14 protein-coding genes and 1 tRNA gene are annotated in these 16,925 nt (G+C 64.6%); 9 read left to right on the top strand and 6 right to left on the bottom strand.

Features of this window, described 5'->3' with window-relative positions; genetic code table 11:
* Positions 1-329 precede the first annotated feature (329 nt).
* Together QX126_RS11745 and hpaD are read left to right on the top strand one after the other, a co-directional pair.
* Positions 330-848, top strand: a complete 519-nt coding sequence (locus QX126_RS11745; protein WP_315739683.1) for an Hsp20/alpha crystallin family protein — start codon at positions 330-332, stop codon at positions 846-848.
* A 170-nt stretch (positions 849-1,018) separates the two neighbouring features.
* On the top strand, positions 1,019-1,936 hold the full coding sequence (hpaD, locus tag QX126_RS11740; RefSeq protein WP_315739684.1) for a 3,4-dihydroxyphenylacetate 2,3-dioxygenase: 918 nt from the start codon (positions 1,019-1,021) through the stop codon (positions 1,934-1,936).
* An 11-nt stretch (positions 1,937-1,947) separates the two neighbouring features.
* Here hpaD and QX126_RS11735 read toward each other — a convergent pair whose 3' ends face one another.
* A complete protein-coding gene (locus QX126_RS11735) occupies positions 1,948-2,397 on the bottom strand; it encodes an NUDIX hydrolase (protein ID WP_315781067.1) in 450 nt (149 codons plus the stop codon).
* 209 nt (positions 2,398-2,606) lie between these two features.
* Here QX126_RS11735 and QX126_RS11730 point away from each other — a divergent pair, with 209 nt between their 5' ends.
* Positions 2,607-3,128, top strand: a complete 522-nt coding sequence (locus tag QX126_RS11730) for a hypothetical protein (protein WP_315781064.1) — start codon at positions 2,607-2,609, stop codon at positions 3,126-3,128.
* Between the two features lie 39 nt (positions 3,129-3,167).
* On the opposite strand, the gene QX126_RS11725 is transcribed toward QX126_RS11730, so the two are convergent.
* The 5 genes from QX126_RS11725 to QX126_RS11705 all read right to left on the bottom strand — a co-directional run bounded on the left by QX126_RS11725 (position 3,168) and on the right by QX126_RS11705 (position 10,873).
* On the bottom strand, positions 3,168-3,326 hold the full coding sequence (locus QX126_RS11725) for a hypothetical protein (RefSeq protein WP_315781062.1): 159 nt from the start codon (positions 3,324-3,326) through the stop codon (positions 3,168-3,170).
* 230 nt (positions 3,327-3,556) lie between these two features.
* Positions 3,557-5,785 (bottom strand): tetratricopeptide repeat protein, encoded by a 2,229-nt coding sequence (locus tag QX126_RS11720; RefSeq protein ID WP_315781060.1) that lies wholly within the window; start codon positions 5,783-5,785, stop codon positions 3,557-3,559.
* A gap of 309 nt (positions 5,786-6,094) precedes the next feature.
* Positions 6,095-6,168 (bottom strand) — tRNA-Gln (locus QX126_RS11715).
* Positions 6,169-6,560: 392 nt separating this feature from the next.
* Positions 6,561-9,707 (bottom strand): multidrug efflux RND transporter permease subunit, encoded by a 3,147-nt coding sequence (locus QX126_RS11710; protein WP_315781059.1) that lies wholly within the window; start codon positions 9,705-9,707, stop codon positions 6,561-6,563.
* Entirely contained in the window at positions 9,704-10,873 is a 1,170-nt protein-coding gene (locus QX126_RS11705) for an efflux RND transporter periplasmic adaptor subunit (protein ID WP_315781057.1), read from the bottom strand. The genes QX126_RS11710 and QX126_RS11705 overlap by 4 nt, the downstream gene beginning before the upstream one ends.
* 158 nt (positions 10,874-11,031) lie before the next feature.
* Between QX126_RS11705 and QX126_RS11700 the strand changes: the two genes are divergently transcribed.
* The 6 genes from QX126_RS11700 to exbD all read left to right on the top strand — a co-directional run bounded on the left by QX126_RS11700 (position 11,032) and on the right by exbD (position 16,909).
* On the top strand, positions 11,032-11,493 hold the full coding sequence (locus tag QX126_RS11700) for a MarR family transcriptional regulator (protein WP_315739692.1): 462 nt from the start codon (positions 11,032-11,034) through the stop codon (positions 11,491-11,493).
* A 379-nt stretch (positions 11,494-11,872) separates the two neighbouring features.
* A complete protein-coding gene (locus QX126_RS11695; RefSeq protein ID WP_315739693.1) occupies positions 11,873-12,133 on the top strand; it encodes a hypothetical protein in 261 nt (86 codons plus the stop codon).
* A 239-nt stretch (positions 12,134-12,372) separates the two neighbouring features.
* Positions 12,373-14,793, top strand: a complete 2,421-nt coding sequence (locus tag QX126_RS11690; protein ID WP_315781054.1) for a TonB-dependent receptor — start codon at positions 12,373-12,375, stop codon at positions 14,791-14,793.
* Between the two features lie 2 nt (positions 14,794-14,795).
* On the top strand, positions 14,796-15,485 hold the full coding sequence (locus QX126_RS11685) for a Fe2+-dependent dioxygenase (RefSeq protein WP_315781053.1): 690 nt from the start codon (positions 14,796-14,798) through the stop codon (positions 15,483-15,485).
* 11 nt (positions 15,486-15,496) lie between these two features.
* Entirely contained in the window at positions 15,497-16,435 is a 939-nt protein-coding gene (gene exbB / locus QX126_RS11680) for a tonB-system energizer ExbB (RefSeq protein WP_315781051.1), read from the top strand.
* Positions 16,436-16,441: 6 nt separating this feature from the next.
* Positions 16,442-16,909 (top strand): TonB system transport protein ExbD, encoded by a 468-nt coding sequence (gene exbD / locus QX126_RS11675; protein WP_315776871.1) that lies wholly within the window; start codon positions 16,442-16,444, stop codon positions 16,907-16,909.
* The last annotated feature ends 16 nt before the right edge of the window (positions 16,910-16,925 follow it).

The raw sequence follows: 16,925 nt of genomic DNA, 5'->3' as shown, positions 1-16,925 counted from the left end.
ATCCTTCCCTAAAGCGTCGCGCGAGCCGCTCGGATTAACGTCCGGTTCACCATCTCCAAGGCTCTTCCTGGAGGCTCTTCCTGTAAGGCTCTTCAGCTCTGGGCGCGCGGTGCCGAAAGATTGCCGAAAGCCAAGTGGATGGTCCCACGCCGATCCGAACCCGTCCAGCCGCTCAGCGATTTGATCGCAGCAATCTGGAACCCGGGCGTGCCTGCTATATTTTGCCCGTCAAGCGCGAGGGAGCGGATGCCGCCGATCTCGTCGAACGAAATCGGTCGCGCCCATGCCGTTGCGGACCCGATCCTCGCGTGAAGCAGGAGGATGATGTTATGGCTGAACCTACCAAGCTGCCCGTCAACACCGAGAAGGCAGGTGCGCCATCCATGCAGGGATGGCGGCCGTTCGAGAACCTGCGCCGCGAGATCGATCGCGTGTTCGAGGACTTCCATGGCGGGATCTGGCGCACGCCGTCGCTGTTCGACCAACTGCCGGGTCTGGCCCGCGCACGGTCCTTTGCCGTGCCGGCGGTTGACGTCGCCGAGCACGACAATGCCTATGAGGTCACGGCTGAGCTGCCGGGCCTCGACGAGAAGAACGTCGAGGTGAAAGTTGCGAGCGGCGTGCTCTCGATCAAGGGCGAGAAGCAGGAGGAGAAGGAGGAGAAGAAGAAGGACTATTACGTCCGTGAGCGCAGCTTCGGATCCTTCGAACGTTCCTTCCAGATCCCTGACGGCGTCGACACCGACAAGATCGAGGCCGTGTTCAAGCAGGGCGTGCTCAAGGTCACCCTGCCGAAGAAACCCGAGGTGCAGAAGGCCGCCAAGACCATCGACATCAAGGCGGCGTGACCGCATCTCGTGGCTTTCTGTCCCATGATCGTGGGACAGGCGATGGATCGGACGCCAAGGAAGGGCCGCGCGCGCGGCCCTTTTTTTCGCGGAGCTGCAGGGGTAATCTGCCTCCCAAGCAAACGGTCGGCGATGCCGGACCGGGGAACGACCGGAAGGGAGACGAGAGGATGGGCAAGCTCGCACTGGCGGCCAAGATCACGCATGTGCCGTCGATGTATCTCAGCGAGCTGGATGGTCCGGCCAAGGGCAAGCGACAGTCGGCGATCGACGGTCATATCGAGATCGGCCGGCGCTGCCGCGAGGCCGGCGTCGATACTATCGTCGTGTTCGACACCCATTGGCTGGTCAATGCCGGCTACCACATCAATTGCGCGCCGCATTTCGAGGGGCTCTACACCTCCAACGAGCTGCCGCACTTCATCGCCAACATGACGTATGAATACAACGGCAACCCGGAGCTCGGCCACATCCTGGCCGAGGGCGCCAACGCCCATGGCGTTGCCACCATGGCCCACGATGCGACGTCGCTGGCGCTGGAATACGGCACCTTGGTGCCGATGCGCTACATGAACCCCGACCGCCACTTCAAGGTCGTCTCCGTCTCGGCGCTCTGCACCTCGCATTATCTCGCCGACAGCGCCAAGCTCGGCTGGGCGTTCCGCCGCGCGGTCGAGGATCATTACGACGGCACGGTGGCCTTCTTCGCCTCGGGCTCGCTGAGCCATCGCTTCGCCCAGAACGGCACAGCCGACGAGTATCGCGACCGCATGTTCAGCCCGTTCCTGGAGCGGCTCGACCACGAGGTGATCCAGATGTGGGAGCACGGCGAGTGGCCGGATTTCTGCGACATGCTGCCGGAATATGCCAGCAAGGGCCATGGCGAGGGCTTCATGCACGATACAGCCATGCTGCTCGGCGCGCTCGGCTGGAACCACTACGACCGCGGCGTCGAGGTCGTGACCCCGTTCTTCCCGTCGTCGGGGACGGGCCAGATCAACGCGGTCTTCCCGGTGACCCCGATGCCGCATGTGCTCGATGATGTCGGCCGCCCGCGCGCTGCGGCGCTTGCGGGCGGACGGCTGTAGCAGGCGAGCCGTCACCACACGCGTGCACGCGTCAATATGTCGATGATGTCCTCGGGGTAGACGGTGTCGGCCGTTTCCGCGAGCTCGGCCTGCCGCCACCAGTGCTGTCCTGCGATGGCGGCGCGCTCGAGTTCGGTCCAGTGCATCGACGACAGGTCGGCGCGCGCAACTCTGACGAGGAAATAGCGCTCGTCCGAACTGACCTCCTCGCCATCGACCATCGTGAAGGTGACCAAGCGCTGCGCGATCTGCGGCCCAGGGTCGTCGATGCAAATGCCTGTCTCCTCGAACATCTCGCGGCAGGCTGCGGCCTCGTAGCTCTCGCCTGGATGGACGCCGCCGCCCGGCGTGGCCCAGAACTGCGTCCCAGTCAGCGCGCCGGCAAGGTGGACGAACTTGAACAGCAGAAGCCTGTCGTGGGGATCGAGCACCAGCAGGCGGGCGGAGGGGCGTTCACGCATCTGACGACTTTTTTCGGGTCAGCTTCGTGCAAGCATAACACCTTCTCGAATGAAGCAGGCAGTCTTGCGTGAGGGCCGCACCCATGGCCCGGCTCCATCGAGGCAGCCGATGCGCATGGCGGGCCCGGCGCAGTCGCCTATCGCGCGGCGTTGAACTGCGGCGCTCGCGGCACGACCAATCCGAGAGGAACCCGAGGCCGGTTGACCGCATGACGCTGACGAAAATTCTGTTGCTGACGGCGCTGCTCGCGGCGCCGAGCGTGGCCGCTGCGCAGGCGCCTCATCGCGAAGCCTGCAACGTCGAGGTCGACATCGCCGACCGCGATCCGAACGGCGCCAATGTCCGCGCGGAGCCGGGCGGCAGCATCATCAAGGCGCTGAAGAATCCGACCAGCGACGGCTGGATCGTCGTGCATCTCACCGCGCAGCAGGGCGACTGGTTCGAGATCGACCGGGCCGTGCTGAACGGCGTCGATCAGGGCAAGGAGAGCGTGATCTTTCAGGGCAGGGGCTTCGTGCATCGGAGCGTGGTGGGCGTCGGCGGCCTGCAGAACGGTGCGGTGATCTATCGCGACCATGCCACCTCGAGCCCGAAGCTCGATCCGCATGCGAACGGCGACCAGGCTGTCGAACTGCTCGGCTGCTTCGGCGACTTCGCCAAGATCCGCATGAAGAAGGGCATCGGCTGGACCCGGCAGCTCTGCACCAGCATGGTGACGACCTGCTCGTGAGCGGCAGCGTCCGCCGCCGACGGAAGCGGATCAAACCCCTCAGGCCGCGTGCTGCCGGTGCTGCGACAGCCGCTCGCGCTCGCGCCGGCACTTGGCCGCGAATTGGCGCAGCCGCTCGATCGTCAGCGTGTCCGTGATGCTCCGCTCGAGCCGCTCGGCCCGCTCAATCTGGTCGTCGAGGTCCGTCAGCTTGGTCATGTCCCGTCTCCCTGGCCAGACAATTTGAAGCAAATTGCATCGTTCCGGCTAGATGAGGATCGTGGTGAATGACGGGTTAATTCCGTGATCGGGCGCACGTTGGCGGGATCGTGACGGCGAGCCGACGATGATCGGCGGGACTGCGTCATCGATGCACCGCAAGCGTCGGCATGGGTCGAACGGCGCACGGGCGCGACGCTGTGCCGGCCGGACCAGATCTGATTCAAGCGCTAGCCGGTCGTCGCTCGTGCGCAATAGTCACGCCAGAACGTCCGGTATCCCTGTTCCACATGCTGCGTGTAGAGCGCGCCGTTTCCGGCGGCTGAATTCAACACCCTGGCGGGCAGCTCGGCACGGAGCGCGGCAAGCTCGCCGGGCCGCGAGCAGAATTTCAGCGCTGCCGCGAGATAGCCTTCGTCGTCATCGGCGACCCACGCGTCGAGGCCGACCGCCTTGACGATCGCTCCGCCGGCGCGTGCCGAGGGGGTGCTGCCGAGCTTGGTGACGACAGGCACGCCCATCTGCAGTGACTCCCACGTCGATATGCCGCCATTTTGCGGGAACGGATCGAGTGCGATGTCGATATCGGCGAACATCGTAAGATGCTCCTCGCGCGATGTCTTTCCGACGCAACGGAGGCGTTCCGCGGCGATGCCGTGGGCGACGAAGCGGGCGATCAATCGGTCGCGCAGCAGGGGATCGCTCATCGCATGGTTCTTGACGACGATCATAGAGCCCGGCGTCGCAGCCATCAGCTTCGACCATAGAGCCAGAGTGGGCTCCGAAAACTTGTCGGCGCGATTGAATGAGCCGAAGGTGACGTGACCGTTGCGAAGCATGGGCAGCGGCGACGGTGGAATTGGAGGCGGCGGTTCGATCGTGATCAGCGACGGTAGGTCGTAGATCCTTTCGGCAAACAGATGCCGGACCGCGGCCGGGATCGTCACCGCATCGGCCAGCAGATAGTCCATCACTGGCAGCCCCGTGCCGGTGACGCTGCCGACGGCGGAGACCTGGATCGGGGCGGGCTTGCGCGCAAACAAGGTGAGCCGATGGCCGGCGGAATGCCCTGAGAGGTCGACGAGGATGTCGACCTTGTCGGCCCGGATCTGCTCGGCGAGCCTCTCGTCGGTCAACTGCCAGGCGTCGACCCAGCGATCGACCAGCGAACGGCACAACTCCGTCTTGGCGTCCTTTGCCGGCGAACAGGAATAGGCGATGATTTCGAACTTGGCACGGTCGTGATGGCGCAGGATCGGCAGGAAGCCGAGAGCCGCCGAATGCTCGCGGAAATCGGAGGAGACGTAGCCCACGACGAGCTGCCGATCGGGGTCGAGATCTCGCCCACCGAGTTGGATACGGGCCAATCGCGAGCCGATCGCCTCCCACCAATATCTCCGTTCTGCCTGGAGACGTTCGACTCCGATCTCGGGCAGGAAATCCAGCGCGAAGATCTTCTTGGTGATCGCGTCCTCGTAGTTCGGGTTGATCGCGAGCGCGCGGTCGTAATCCGCAATTGCCGTGGCGATGTCGCCTTGCATCGCAGAGCAGACCCCGAGCAGGGTCCAGGCGCTCTCCTGCTTCGGGTTCTGCGCCAGGATCTTGTCGACGAACGAGATCGCCAGGGCGATGTTGCCGCGCACGAGCGAAACCGTGGCCTTGCCGCGCAGGGCGTCTTCGAGCAACGGTTCGAGGACCAGTGCCGCGTCAAAATCGGCTTCTGCCTCGTCGAACTTGCCCTGCTCCTGATAGGCCCGCCCGCGCTGGGCGAGGGCAGGGGCCGCATTCGGATTGATGGCCAGTGCCGCAGTCAGCGCCGCCAGTGCAGCATCGAAATTCCGCAGGTTCATGCTGACCAGGCCCTTGCCGAACAGGGCCGTCAGCAACCGCGGCTGCAGTGCAAGCGCGCGATCGAAGCCCCGGCCGGCGTCCTCGTACCGGCCCGTGAGCAGCAGCGCCATTCCGCGATTGGCGTGGGCGTCGCCATAGCCGGGGTTCAGCGCGATGGCGCGGTCATGCGCAGCAATCGCCTCCTCGAAACGCGAGAGGCTCATCAGCGTAGTGCCGAGATTGGTGAGCGCGGCCGGGAAGTTCGGCTGGAGTTCGACGGCGCGTTCGTAACGAGCGCGGGCCTCCTGATAGCGGCCGAGCCGGAATAACGAGAGACCAAGATCGGACTGGGCTCCGGCCGAGCGCGGGTCGATCTCGACCGCGCGTGTCAGGACGAGCACCGCCTGGTCGAAACGGCCGCAATCCCGTTCGGACACGCCGAGCAGATGCAGGGCGCCGAAATGATGCGGCAGGTCCTGCAGGATCTGCTTGCATAGTGCCTGAGCCTCCGGATGTCGGCCTTCGCGGTAGGCCTTGACCGCCGCCGGCAACAGCACGTCCGCCTGCTTCTTGGCGCGCTTCTGCAGCCTTGCGTTTTGAAAGGCGCGGGAGCCAACGCTGCTCTGCAAGTGCAATCCTCCGGGGAGCGCTTCATTGCTCGCAATGGTTGTTTTGTTTTCGCCGATTCGCAATCGGGAGGACTGTGTTCCTGGCAATTCGGCGCCGGGTCAGGTGGTGTCGACCATCCGCCATCGCAAGCATCGCGCTGGAGGATCTGGAAGAACAGGGCACCGCTGCGATCGAGAAAGCTCTCCGAGGACGAAGTGCGCGGAGACGCCGAGGTGCAGTGACGGGACGAAGTGTGCGCGACAACGGGGTGACGTTTCGTTCGCGAGTCGAAACCGGCTGACCTCAAAAATAGTGGGTCAGCGCCGAAATGGCTGGGGAACCTGGATTCGAACCAAGACAAACAGAGTCAGAGTCTGTTGTGCTACCGTTACACCATTCCCCAACGGAATGCCCTGCAGTTTCAAGCAATTGCCGGACTGTCTGGCACCGTTTTGCGCGCCGGCCGGCAAAGCAGGGCCGCGGCGACGGGTCCTTCTACCCGCATGTCTCAGGTTTTGGCAAGCCGCTGGATGACGGATTTCCAACGTGCTCTGGCCGCCGCCGCGCCACGGGCCGGCAGGGGTCTAGCGCCCGCCTCTCGCGGCCTGCGGCTTTCGCAGCCCGTCCGGGCCGGCGCCCAGCAGCAGGACCAGGCAGGCGCCGAGCCGTTCCGCGATCTCGTTCACCGGACGGCTCTCGCACGTGACCGTGACGATGCAGGACGAGCAGAGCCTGGACGGCGAGGGCGTGTCCAACGCCGAGATGGCGCGGCAGTAGGCGACAAGAAGCGGCGGATTATTCCGCCGCTTCCTTGACCGGACCTGCCGCTGCGGTCTCGGGCTCGTGGTCGATATGCGTGCGGCCCCAGCGCGCGAAGGCGTTGTTGACCTTGTCGAGATAGAGATAGACCACCGGCGTCGTGAACAGCGTCAGCATCTGGCTGACGATCAGGCCGCCGACCATCGCATAGCCGAGCGGCTGGCGGATCTCCGAGCCGGTGCCGTTGCCGAGCATCAGGGGCACGCCGCCGAGCAGGGCGGCCATCGTCGTCATCATGATCGGACGGAAGCGCAGCAGGGCGGCCTGGCGGATCGACTGCTCGGGCGGCAGATGCTGGTCACGTTCGGCGGCGATGGCGAAGTCGACCATCATGATGCCGTTCTTCTTCACGATGCCGATCAGCAGAATGACCCCGATCAGCGCAATCAGGCTGAAATCGTAGCCGAACGCCATCAGGATCGCGAGCGCGCCGACGCCGGCCGAGGGCAGCGTCGAGAGAATCGTGATCGGGTGGATGTAGCTCTCGTAGAGGATGCCGAGGATCAGATAGACCACGACGAGCGCCGCGAGGATCAGCAGCGGCACGGTCGACAGCGACTGTTGGAACGCCTGCGCGGTGCCCTGGAAGCTCGAGTTCAAGGTCGCAGGCGCGCCGAGCTCGACCATCGCGCGCTGCACCGCATCCGTGGCCTGGCCGAGCGCGACGCCCTGGGCGAGGTTGAAGCTGATCGTGATCGACGGGAACTGGCCCTGGTGGCTGATCGACAGCGGCCGCACCGGCACGTTGGTCCAGCTGGCGAAGGTCGAGAGCGGCACCTGGTCGCCGGTGGTCGGCGATTTCACGTAGAGCTTGTTGAGCGTGTCGATGTTGCCCTGCAGCTCAGGCAGGATCTCCAGGATCACGCGGTAGGAGTTGAGCTGCGTGAAGTACTGCGCGACCTGGCGCTGGCCGAACGCGTCATACAGCGTGTCGTCGATCAGCTGGGGCGAGATGCCGTACCGCGAGGCGGTGTCGCGGTTGATCGTGAGCTGCACGGTGGTGCCGTCGGCCTGCTGGTCGGTGGCGACGTCGCGCAGCTGCGGCAGCGAGCGCATCTTCTCAAGGATCTTCGGCGCCCATTCGTTCAGCTCTGCGACGTTGGGATCCTGCAAGGTGAACTCGAACTGGGTGCGGGACGGGCGGCCGCCGAGCCGGATGTCCTGCGCTGCCTGCATGTAGAGCCGCGCACCCTCGACCTTCTCGAGCTGCGGCCGCAGGCGGGTGATGATCTGCTGCGCCGTCGCGTTGCGCTCCTCGCGCGGCTTCAGCGTGATGAACATGTTGCCGTTGTTGCCGGCGCGGCCGGAGCCGCCGATTGCCATGGCCACGCTGGCGACGTCGTGATCGGCCATTACGATGTTGGCGAGCGCCTCCTGGCGCGACTGCATCGCCTTGAACGAGATGTCCTGGGAGGCCTCCGAGGTCGCGGTGATCAGGCCGACGTCCTGCTGCGGGAAGAAGCCCTTCGGGATCAGGATGAACAGATAGACCGACAATCCGAGCGTGGCGAAGAACACCATCAAGGTGGCGAAGCGCCAGCGCAGCGCCAGATCGAGCCCCTTCTCATAGGCGCGCAGCATCGCGTCGAACGCGGCCTCGCTCCATTGATAGAACTTGCCGTGCTGCGCGGCGTGCTCGTTGCGCAGGAAGCGCGAGGCCATCATCGGCGTCAGCGTCAGCGACACGATCATCGAGACGAAGATGGTCATCGCCAGGGTGACCGCGAATTCGCGGAACAGCCGGCCGATGATGCCGCCCATCAGCAGCAGCGGGATCAGCACCGCGACCAGCGAGATCGAGATCGAGACGATGGTGAAGCCGATCTCCTTGGCGCCCTTGTAGGCGGCGGCCATCGGCGATTCGCCTTCCTCGACATAACGCGAGATGTTCTCGAGCATGACGATGGCGTCGTCGACCACGAAGCCCACCGCGATCGTCAGTGCCATCAGCGACAGATTGTCGAGCGTGTAGCCAACCCCCCACATCATCGCGCAGGCGCCGAGCAACGCCAGCGGCACTGTGATGGTCGGGATCACCGTCGCCCAGAAGCTGCGCAGGAAGATGAAGATGACCATCACCACCAGGAAGATGGTCAGGATCAGCGTGAACTGAACGTCCTCAACGGCGGCGCGGATGGTGGTGGTGCGGTCGGAGATGAGATCGATCTTGATCGCCGGTGGGATCGCCGCGACCAGCCGCGGCAACAGCCCCTTGATGCGGTCAACGGTCTCGATGACGTTGGCGCCGGGCTGCTTGAAGATCACCAGGAACACGCCGCGCTTGCCATTGGCCCAAGCCGCCTGCTTGGCGTCCTCGGCTCCGGTCACAGCCTTGCCGATGTCGCGGATGCGCAGCGGGCCGCCATTGCGGTAGGCGATGATGACGTCGTTCCAGTCCTTCGACTCGGTGAGCTGGTCGTTGGCGTAGATCGTATAGGCCCGCCGCTCGCCGTCGATGTTGCCCTTGGGCGCGTCGACCGTGGTGATCGCGATCTGGCTGCGCACATCCTCCATCGACAGCCCCTTGGCGACGAGCTTGGCCGGGTCGATCTGGATGCGGATGGATGGTTTCTGCTGGCCGCCGATGATCACCTGGGCGACGCCCGAGATCTGGCTGATCTGCTGAGCGAGACCGGCGTCGACCGCGTCGCTGACGGTGGTCAGCGGCAGCGTCTCGGAGGTCGCCGACAGCAGCAGGATCGGCGAGTCCGCCGGGTTGACCTTGCGGTAGGTCGGCGGCGACGGCAGATTCTTCGGCAGCTGGCCGGAGGCGGCATTGATTGCGCCTTGGACGTCGTTGGCGGCGCCGTCGATGCTGCGATTGAGGTCGAACTGGATCGTGACCGATGCGGTGCCCAGGTAGCTGGTCGAGGTCATCTGGGCGATGCCCGGGATCTGGGCGAACTGCCGTTCCAGCGGCTGGGCGACCGAGGTTGCCATCGTCTCGGGGCTGCCGCCCGGCAGGTTGGCCGTGACCTGGATCGTCGGGAAGTCGACCTGCGGCAGCGGCGCGACCGGCAGCAGGGGATAGGCGACGAGGCCGATGAACAGGATGCCTGCCATCAGCAGCGAGGTGCCGATGGGGTATTTGATGAAGGGTGCCGAGATGCCGCCGCCGTTCATTCCTGCCGGACCTTAGCTGGCGCCGGCTCCGAGCTGGCCACCGCGGTGGTCACGACCGAGCCTGGCTGCACTTTGAATTGACCGCCCGTGATCACCTGCTGGCCGGGGGTCAGACCCTCTTCGATGACGGTGCGGCCATCGATCGAAACGCCGACCTTCACCTTGCGCAGCTCGGCCTTGTTGTCCGGGCTCACCGTGTAGGAATAGAGCCCGTTGGTCGAATGCTGGACGGCGTCGTCGGGAACCACCGTGGCGTCCTTCAGCGTCCGCACCAGGAGCCGCGTCGACACCGACTGTCCGGGCCACAGCACGTGGTCCTTGTTGTCGAACACCGCCTTCAGCCGGATCGTTCCACTCGACGTGTCGACCTGGTTGTTCACGACCATCAGCTTGCCTTCGGCGAGCTGTTTCTTGCCGTCGGTGGTGAGCGCAATCACCTTCAGGGCAGCAACCTTCTGCGCCTCGTTGATATAGGGCAACTGCTCCTCCGGCGCGGTGAAGATCACCGCAATCGGCTCGATCTGCGCGATCGAAACGATGCCGGTCTGGGTCGAGGCATTGACGATGTTGCCGATGTCGACCTGGCGCAGGCCGGCGACGCCGGAGATCGGCGCCTTGACCTGCGTGTAGCTGAGCTGGGTCTGGGCATTGGCGATCGCGGCGTCGTCGGCTGCGATCTGAGCGGTGAGCTGCGCGACGGTGGCGCGCTGCGTGTCCTGCTGCTGCCGGGTCGCGAACTCGCCGAGCTTGGTGGTGCGCTGCAGGTCGAGATTGGCGTTGTTGAGATTGGCCTCGTCCTGCGCCCGCTTGGCCTTGGCTTGGTCGAGCGCCGCCTGGAATGGCCTCGGGTCGATCTCGACCAGCAGGTCGCCCTCGTTCACAAGCTGGCCTTCGGTGAAGGCGATCTTGTCGATCTGGCCGTCGACGCGGGTGCGGACCTGGACGGTGTTGAAGCCTTGCACGGTCCCCAGGCCGGTGAGGAAGACCGGGAAGTCCGTCTTCTGGACCAGCACGGTCGAGACTCGAACGGCCTGCGGCCCGGCCGATTTCTGCGCAGCCGTCTTCTTCGCTGCCTCAGCGCCCTGATAGCGCTGCCAGCCGTAATAGCCGGCGCCGCCGAGAGCCGCCAGCAGCAGGATCCAACCTATGGTTCGCGATGTCTTCATGCTGGCCCACATGCTGAGACGAACAGGATAACCGGTCTTTAAAACCATTCCCAGCACGCCAGATATAGTACGCACGCAATTAATGTGTAAACACACGAGCGCGTGGACAAACCTAAACAATCGGCAAGCTTCGAGGGATCGCAAGGGAGTTCACAGCCATGTCGCTGGATATGAGACGTCAGCTCGTTGCGCAGCTTGTCGAAAGCTCGCGCATCCTGCGCAACTATATTGATCATCGTGCCAAACAGCGCGGTACGACCCGCGCACAATGGGTGGTGCTGTTTCGGCTGCGTGCGCATGAGGGGATGTCACAGGTCGATCTCGCAGAAGTGCTGGAACTGCAGCCCATTTCGCTGGTGCGTCTGCTCGACAGGCTGGTGGAGCAGGGGCTGCTGGAGCGCCGGCACGATCCGAGGGATCGCCGCGCGAACCGTCTCCATCTCACCGCCGCGGGACGAAAGCTCGTCGATGATCTCGACGAGCTGCGCGATGCGATTGCCGGCGAGGTTCTGCACGACATTCCGGACGAGGCCGTGGCGACCAGCCTGTCCACGCTCAGGGACCTGAAGGATCGGATCAAGACGCTGTCCGATCCGAAAGCCGAGGTCGCGCTCAAATAGCCGAGCCGCAGCGCGGAGCGTCTTGATCCCATCTTGAGTTGCGCCGTTCTACTAAAACATCTTGAGTGCGAAAAATGGCGCAGAAGCTTGCCATTGCCGCCGTGCGGCCTGCGCGAGAGCAGGGCGGTCTGCGGCATTCCTCTGCCGCCATCGTCGGCCAGCGCGCCGCGCCGGATCTGTCGCTGACCGCGCGGGTCTCTCGTGCGAAAGCCGCACTCCGACCTATTCTCGCCGTCTTGTCGCGCCCGATGGGAGCTGATTAGAAGCCGATGAGTCCGGCCGCCGTCATGGCGCCGTCGGGCAGGGGCAGGATTCAACCGGAGCGAGGCTGCGTCGCCCGACGATGCGCCGTGCGACGATAGCGAATGGGGAGCTCACGATGGAAGAACTGAATGGAAAGATGCTCGCGTGCCAGATCCTGGTCACCGGCCTGATCGCGCGCGTCGCCAACGAGCAGCGCGATCCCTTGCGCTTCCTGACCGATTTTCGCGATGAGATTAGGGCCGTCGTCAAGGGCGTGCGGATCGCGGGGGTCGATGATTCCGATCGTGTGCGCCAGATCGCGGTGCAGACCGTGGACGAGCTGTTCTCGCTGATGAAGCCGCCGAGCAGCGACGAGCCGGCTGGCTCGTCGAACTGACAAGCGCAGCGATTCGACGGCAGCGCGAGTCAATTCGCGCTGTTTAGAACGATTTAAAGTTCCGCATGTTGTTAGTTGAGCGTTTTAGAATTGTTTTGATCTGGAACTATTCAAGGCCAAATTGGGGCTCCTCAAATTGACCCCCTGAAACGCGCCCGATACCAACGACACATCGTTGCAACGCAAATGATCCGCGTTCGCGATGTGGAATGAAAAAATCTGGGGCGCGTGAAAATAAAATGGGACAGGTGAGAGCACCGCGTTCGCTGCGTGGGGTCGCAGCGATGAAGGTCAATGACGGACGAGGAGAGGGGCCCTCCGTCACCAAGGTGTCGGCAGTGGCCGGGCTGATGGCGGTGGCATCGATGTCCTCGGCCGAGGCGCAGCCGGCTTCCGACCTGCCCCCGGTCAACGTCGATGCGCCGATCGCGCGCGCCAAGCCGACGTCCTCCAAGCCGACCGCCGAGCAGGTCCGCGCGCGCAATGCCCTGCGCCGCGCGGCGGCCCGTCAACAGGCGGCGCAGCAGGCCGCGGTGGCGTTCCCGAACGCGGGCGGGCTGTCTGCGCCGGACGCCAACCCTTACGCAGACGCAGCCGAGCCCTACAAGGTCAACCGCGTGCAGGCGTCGGGCAAGTTTCCTGAGCCGCTCCTGAATACGCCCAAGACCATCACGGTGATGAGCAAGGAGGTGCTGCAGGACAAGCACATCACGGCGCTCAAGGAGATCGGCCGCTCGACCGCCGGCGTCACGCTCGGATCGGGCGAAGGCGGCAATGCGTTCGGCGACCGCTTCTTCATTCGCGGCTTCGATGCCCGCAACGACGTGTTCATCGACGGCATCCGTGATCCCGCCGTGTCGATCCGCGAGAACTTCTTCACCGAGCAGATCGAGATCCTGCGCGGTCCGGCCTCGTCCTATGCCGGACGCGGCACCGCCGGCGGCGCCATCAACATCGTCACCAAGCAGGCTGGCGATACGAACTTCAAGCGGATGGATACCGAGTTCGGCACCGACCAGCAGAAGCGCGTCACGCTCGACGTGAACCATGTGATCTCGCCGACCTTCTCGGTGCGCACAGGCGGTCTGTTCCAGGACTCCAACGTCGCGGGGCGCAACTACGTCACCGACGACCGCTGGGGCGCCTTCCTCTCGACCAAGTGGACGCCGATCGACGATCTCAAGATCACGACGAACTATGTCCATACCGATCTGTCGGGTTATCCGGATTTCGGCGTACCCTACTACAAGCAAGGCAACGTCCCTGTGACCTCCGCGGGCATTCCGCGCGGCACCTGGTATGGCTTCCTCAATCGCGACTTCCAGACGGCGCGGCAGGATTTCGGCACTGCCGCGGCCGAGTACAAGGTCAACGAGGCGATCACCCTCAGCAGCAAGTTCCGCGGCGAGCACTCGCTGCTCAACTATATCGGCACCTTGCCGCAGAATCCGAACACGACCAGCCCCAATCCGCTGCTCTGGACCACCACGGCGAGCGCGCAGAGCCGCTACCAGACGGTGGACGTCTGGGCCAACCAGAACGACGCGACGTTCAAGCTCGATACCGGCGGCGTCAAGCATACCGCCGTTTTCGGCACCGAGTTCTCGAACGAGAACATCTCGATCGATCGCTACACCGGCCTCTCGTCCGAACTGTTCGGCGGCGGCTCGACCAGCTCGGGCGCGGTCACCGGCGTCAACGTGTACTCGCCGCAGTACACCTACATCCCATTCAGCAATACGCCGTCGCTGGTCGGCAACCCGACGCGCTACGGCGTCAACACCAACAGCGTCTACGTCATGGACACGGCCAACTGGCAGGACACGGTCATCCTGAACGGTGGGGTGCGCTATGACGGCTACACCATGAGCTCGTCGACCAATTCGCCGAAATACCTCAAGATGAACGCCGACCTGGTCAACTACAATGTCGGCCTGGTCTACAAGCCGATGCCGATCGGCAGCATCTACGCGGCCTATGCGACCTCGGCCAATCCGTTCGGCTCCGAACTCGACGCCACCGGCACCGATTACGGCGGCGTGCCCGCCAACACCGCGGTGCTGCTCGGACCCGAGCGCAACAAGGCGGCCGAGCTCGGCACGAAATGGGAGCTGGTCGACCGCCATCTGCTGGTCTCAGCCGCACTGTTCCAGACCACCAAGGACAATGCCCGCGAGACCGTCGGCGGCCTGCTCACCTCGGGCGCGGCCTACCGCATCCAGGGCATCGACATCGAGGCGGAAGGCAAGCTCACCGATCGCTGGAGCATCTTCGGCGGCCTGGTGCTGATGCAGTCCAAGGTCACGCAGAGCGGCGTCGCGTCCAACATCGGCCTGCAGCTCGCCAACATCGCGCATCAGTCCTTCAGCATGCTGTCGAAGTACAAGCTCGACAATGGCTGGGAGATCGGCGGGCAGGCGGTCTACCGCTCCAAGGTCTATGGCGGCACCTTCGCGGCCAACACCGGCAACGAGCTGCCGAGCTACTGGCGCTTCGACGCCTTCGTCGAGAAGAAGCTCGACGCGCACTGGACCATGAAGCTCTATGCCCAGAACCTGACCAACAAGCTGTACTACGACACGCTGTATCGGAGCGCGGTGCCGTTCGTCGCCGTGGCCCCGGGGCGCGCCTTCTACATCGTCACCACTGCGAAGTTCTGATCATGCTGATCTGCATCCCCGACGTTCTGTCGAAAGACGAGGTCGCCGACTTCCGCCGCATCATGGATAAAGCGGAGTGGGAGGACGGCCGCTTGACGGCCGGGGCGCAGTCGGCCATGGTCAAGCGCAATGAGCAGTTGCCGCCCGACGGCGACGCGGCGCGGGTGCTGGGCCAGCGCATCATCACGGCGCTGACGAGAAATCCGCGCTTCCTGTCGGCGGCGATCCCGCTGCAGATCTTTCCGCCCTTGTTCAACCGCTACACTGCCTCGCGCGGCGATCATTTCGGCATCCATGTCGACAACGCCGTGCGCGGCGATCCGCTCACCGGCTTGCGCATCCGCACCGACCTGTCGATGACGTTGTTCCTCGCCGAGCCCGACGAATATGATGGTGGCGAGCTTGTGATCGAGGACACCTACGGCTCGCACGAAGTCAAGTTGCCCGCGGGGCACGCGGTGCTGTATCCGTCATCGAGCCTTCACATGGTCACGCCGGTCACGCGCGGCGCCCGGGTCGCCTCTTTTTTCTGGATGCAGAGCATGATACGGGATGCCCACGTCCGGAGCATGATCTTCGATCTGGACACGGCGATCCAGAGCTTGGCGGAACGCCTCGGGAGGGACGATCCCGATGCTGTCAAGCTGACCGGCATCTATCACAATCTGATCCGGCAATGGGCCGAGGTCTAATGGGCCGAGATATGATGACATCGTTCCTCGTTAGGTTTGCAATCGTCCTGTCATGTCTGTCTGTTGCTGCGGGGCTACCTGCATATGCGCAGCAGGAGCCGGCCAGGTCCGCCCCGGCGGTCTCGACCGATCCGTCCGCGCCGGCGCCGGGCACGGCACACACGATGGCACCACCGGCATCGGTCCAGGCCGCGCCGACGGCCGCTGCGCCGGCCGGCGCAGAGAGCGGCACCCGAAGCGGCAAGTCGGTTGCCACCGGACTCGACGAGCTGTCGCCACTCGGCATGTTCCTCAAGGCCGACATGGTCGTCAAAGCGGTCATGATCATGCTGGCGCTGGCTTCGGTCGCGAGCTGGGCGATCTTGATTGCCAAGAGCATCGAGTTTTCCGTGCTGCGCCGGCGGCTGCTCGGCGCGCTGCGCAAGCTCACCGGCGCCAAGTCGCTGGCGGAAGCGCAGCTCGCGCTCGGCCATGGAAGAAACGTTGCGGCGGTACTGCTGCAGGCGGCGATATCGGAGGCCCGGCTGTCGGCAGGGCTGAACAGCGATGAGGGCATCAAGGAGCGCGCGGCCTCGAGCTTCACCGAGATCGTGCGTGCCGAGGCCCGGCGCGTGCGCGTCGGCATGGGCCTGCTCGCCACGGTCGGCGCAATCTCGCCCTTCGTCGGGCTGTTCGGCACCGTCTGGGGCATCATGAACAGCTTCATCGGCATTTCCAAATCGCAGACCACCAACCTCGCGGTGGTCGCGCCGGGCATCGCCGAGGCGCTGCTGGCGACCGCGATCGGGCTTGCCGCGGCGATCCCGGCCGTCATCATCTACAATCACTTTTCGCGCGTGACGAAGGGCTATCTCGAGCTCGTCAACCGCGCATCGGGCGCCGCCGGCCGCCTGCTGTCGCGTGATCTCGACCGCAGCCAGGTCGGCATTCACGTGCGCGCGGCGGAGTAGCAGGCGATGGCCGTTTCGCTCTCCGAAGGCGATCTCGACGACGATTTCGACGAGACCCACGACATCAACGTGACGCCGTTCATCGACGTCATCCTGGTGCTCTTGATCATCTTCATGGTGGCGGCGCCGCTGTCGACCGTCGACCTGCCGATCGACCTGCCGTCCTCCAGCGCCACGCCGCAGAAGAAGCCGGACAAGCCGACCTATGTCTCGATCAAGCCGGACCTGTCGCTGGCGATCGGGGAAAACCTGGTCAAACGCGTCGACCTGGTGCGCGAGCTCGACGCCATGACCGATCAGCCCAAGGACCGGCCGATCTTCCTGCGCGCTGACAAGCTGGTGCCCTATGGCGAGCTGATGGGAGTCCTGGAGCTGCTGCGCGCCGGCGGCTACACCAAGATCAAGCTGGTGGCGCTGGAAGCGCCGCCTGCCGCGGCCGCCCAGGTGCCGCCGGCCCAGCCCGCGCAGCCGTGAGGGGCGCTGGCTTGTG

This window comes from Bradyrhizobium sp. SZCCHNPS1003 (genome assembly GCF_032381555.1).
In the GTDB taxonomy this organism is placed as follows: Bacteria; Pseudomonadota; Alphaproteobacteria; order Rhizobiales; family Xanthobacteraceae; genus Bradyrhizobium.
Note: the sequence above shows the minus strand (reverse complement) of the source record. Positions and strands in the feature narration are given on the sequence as shown.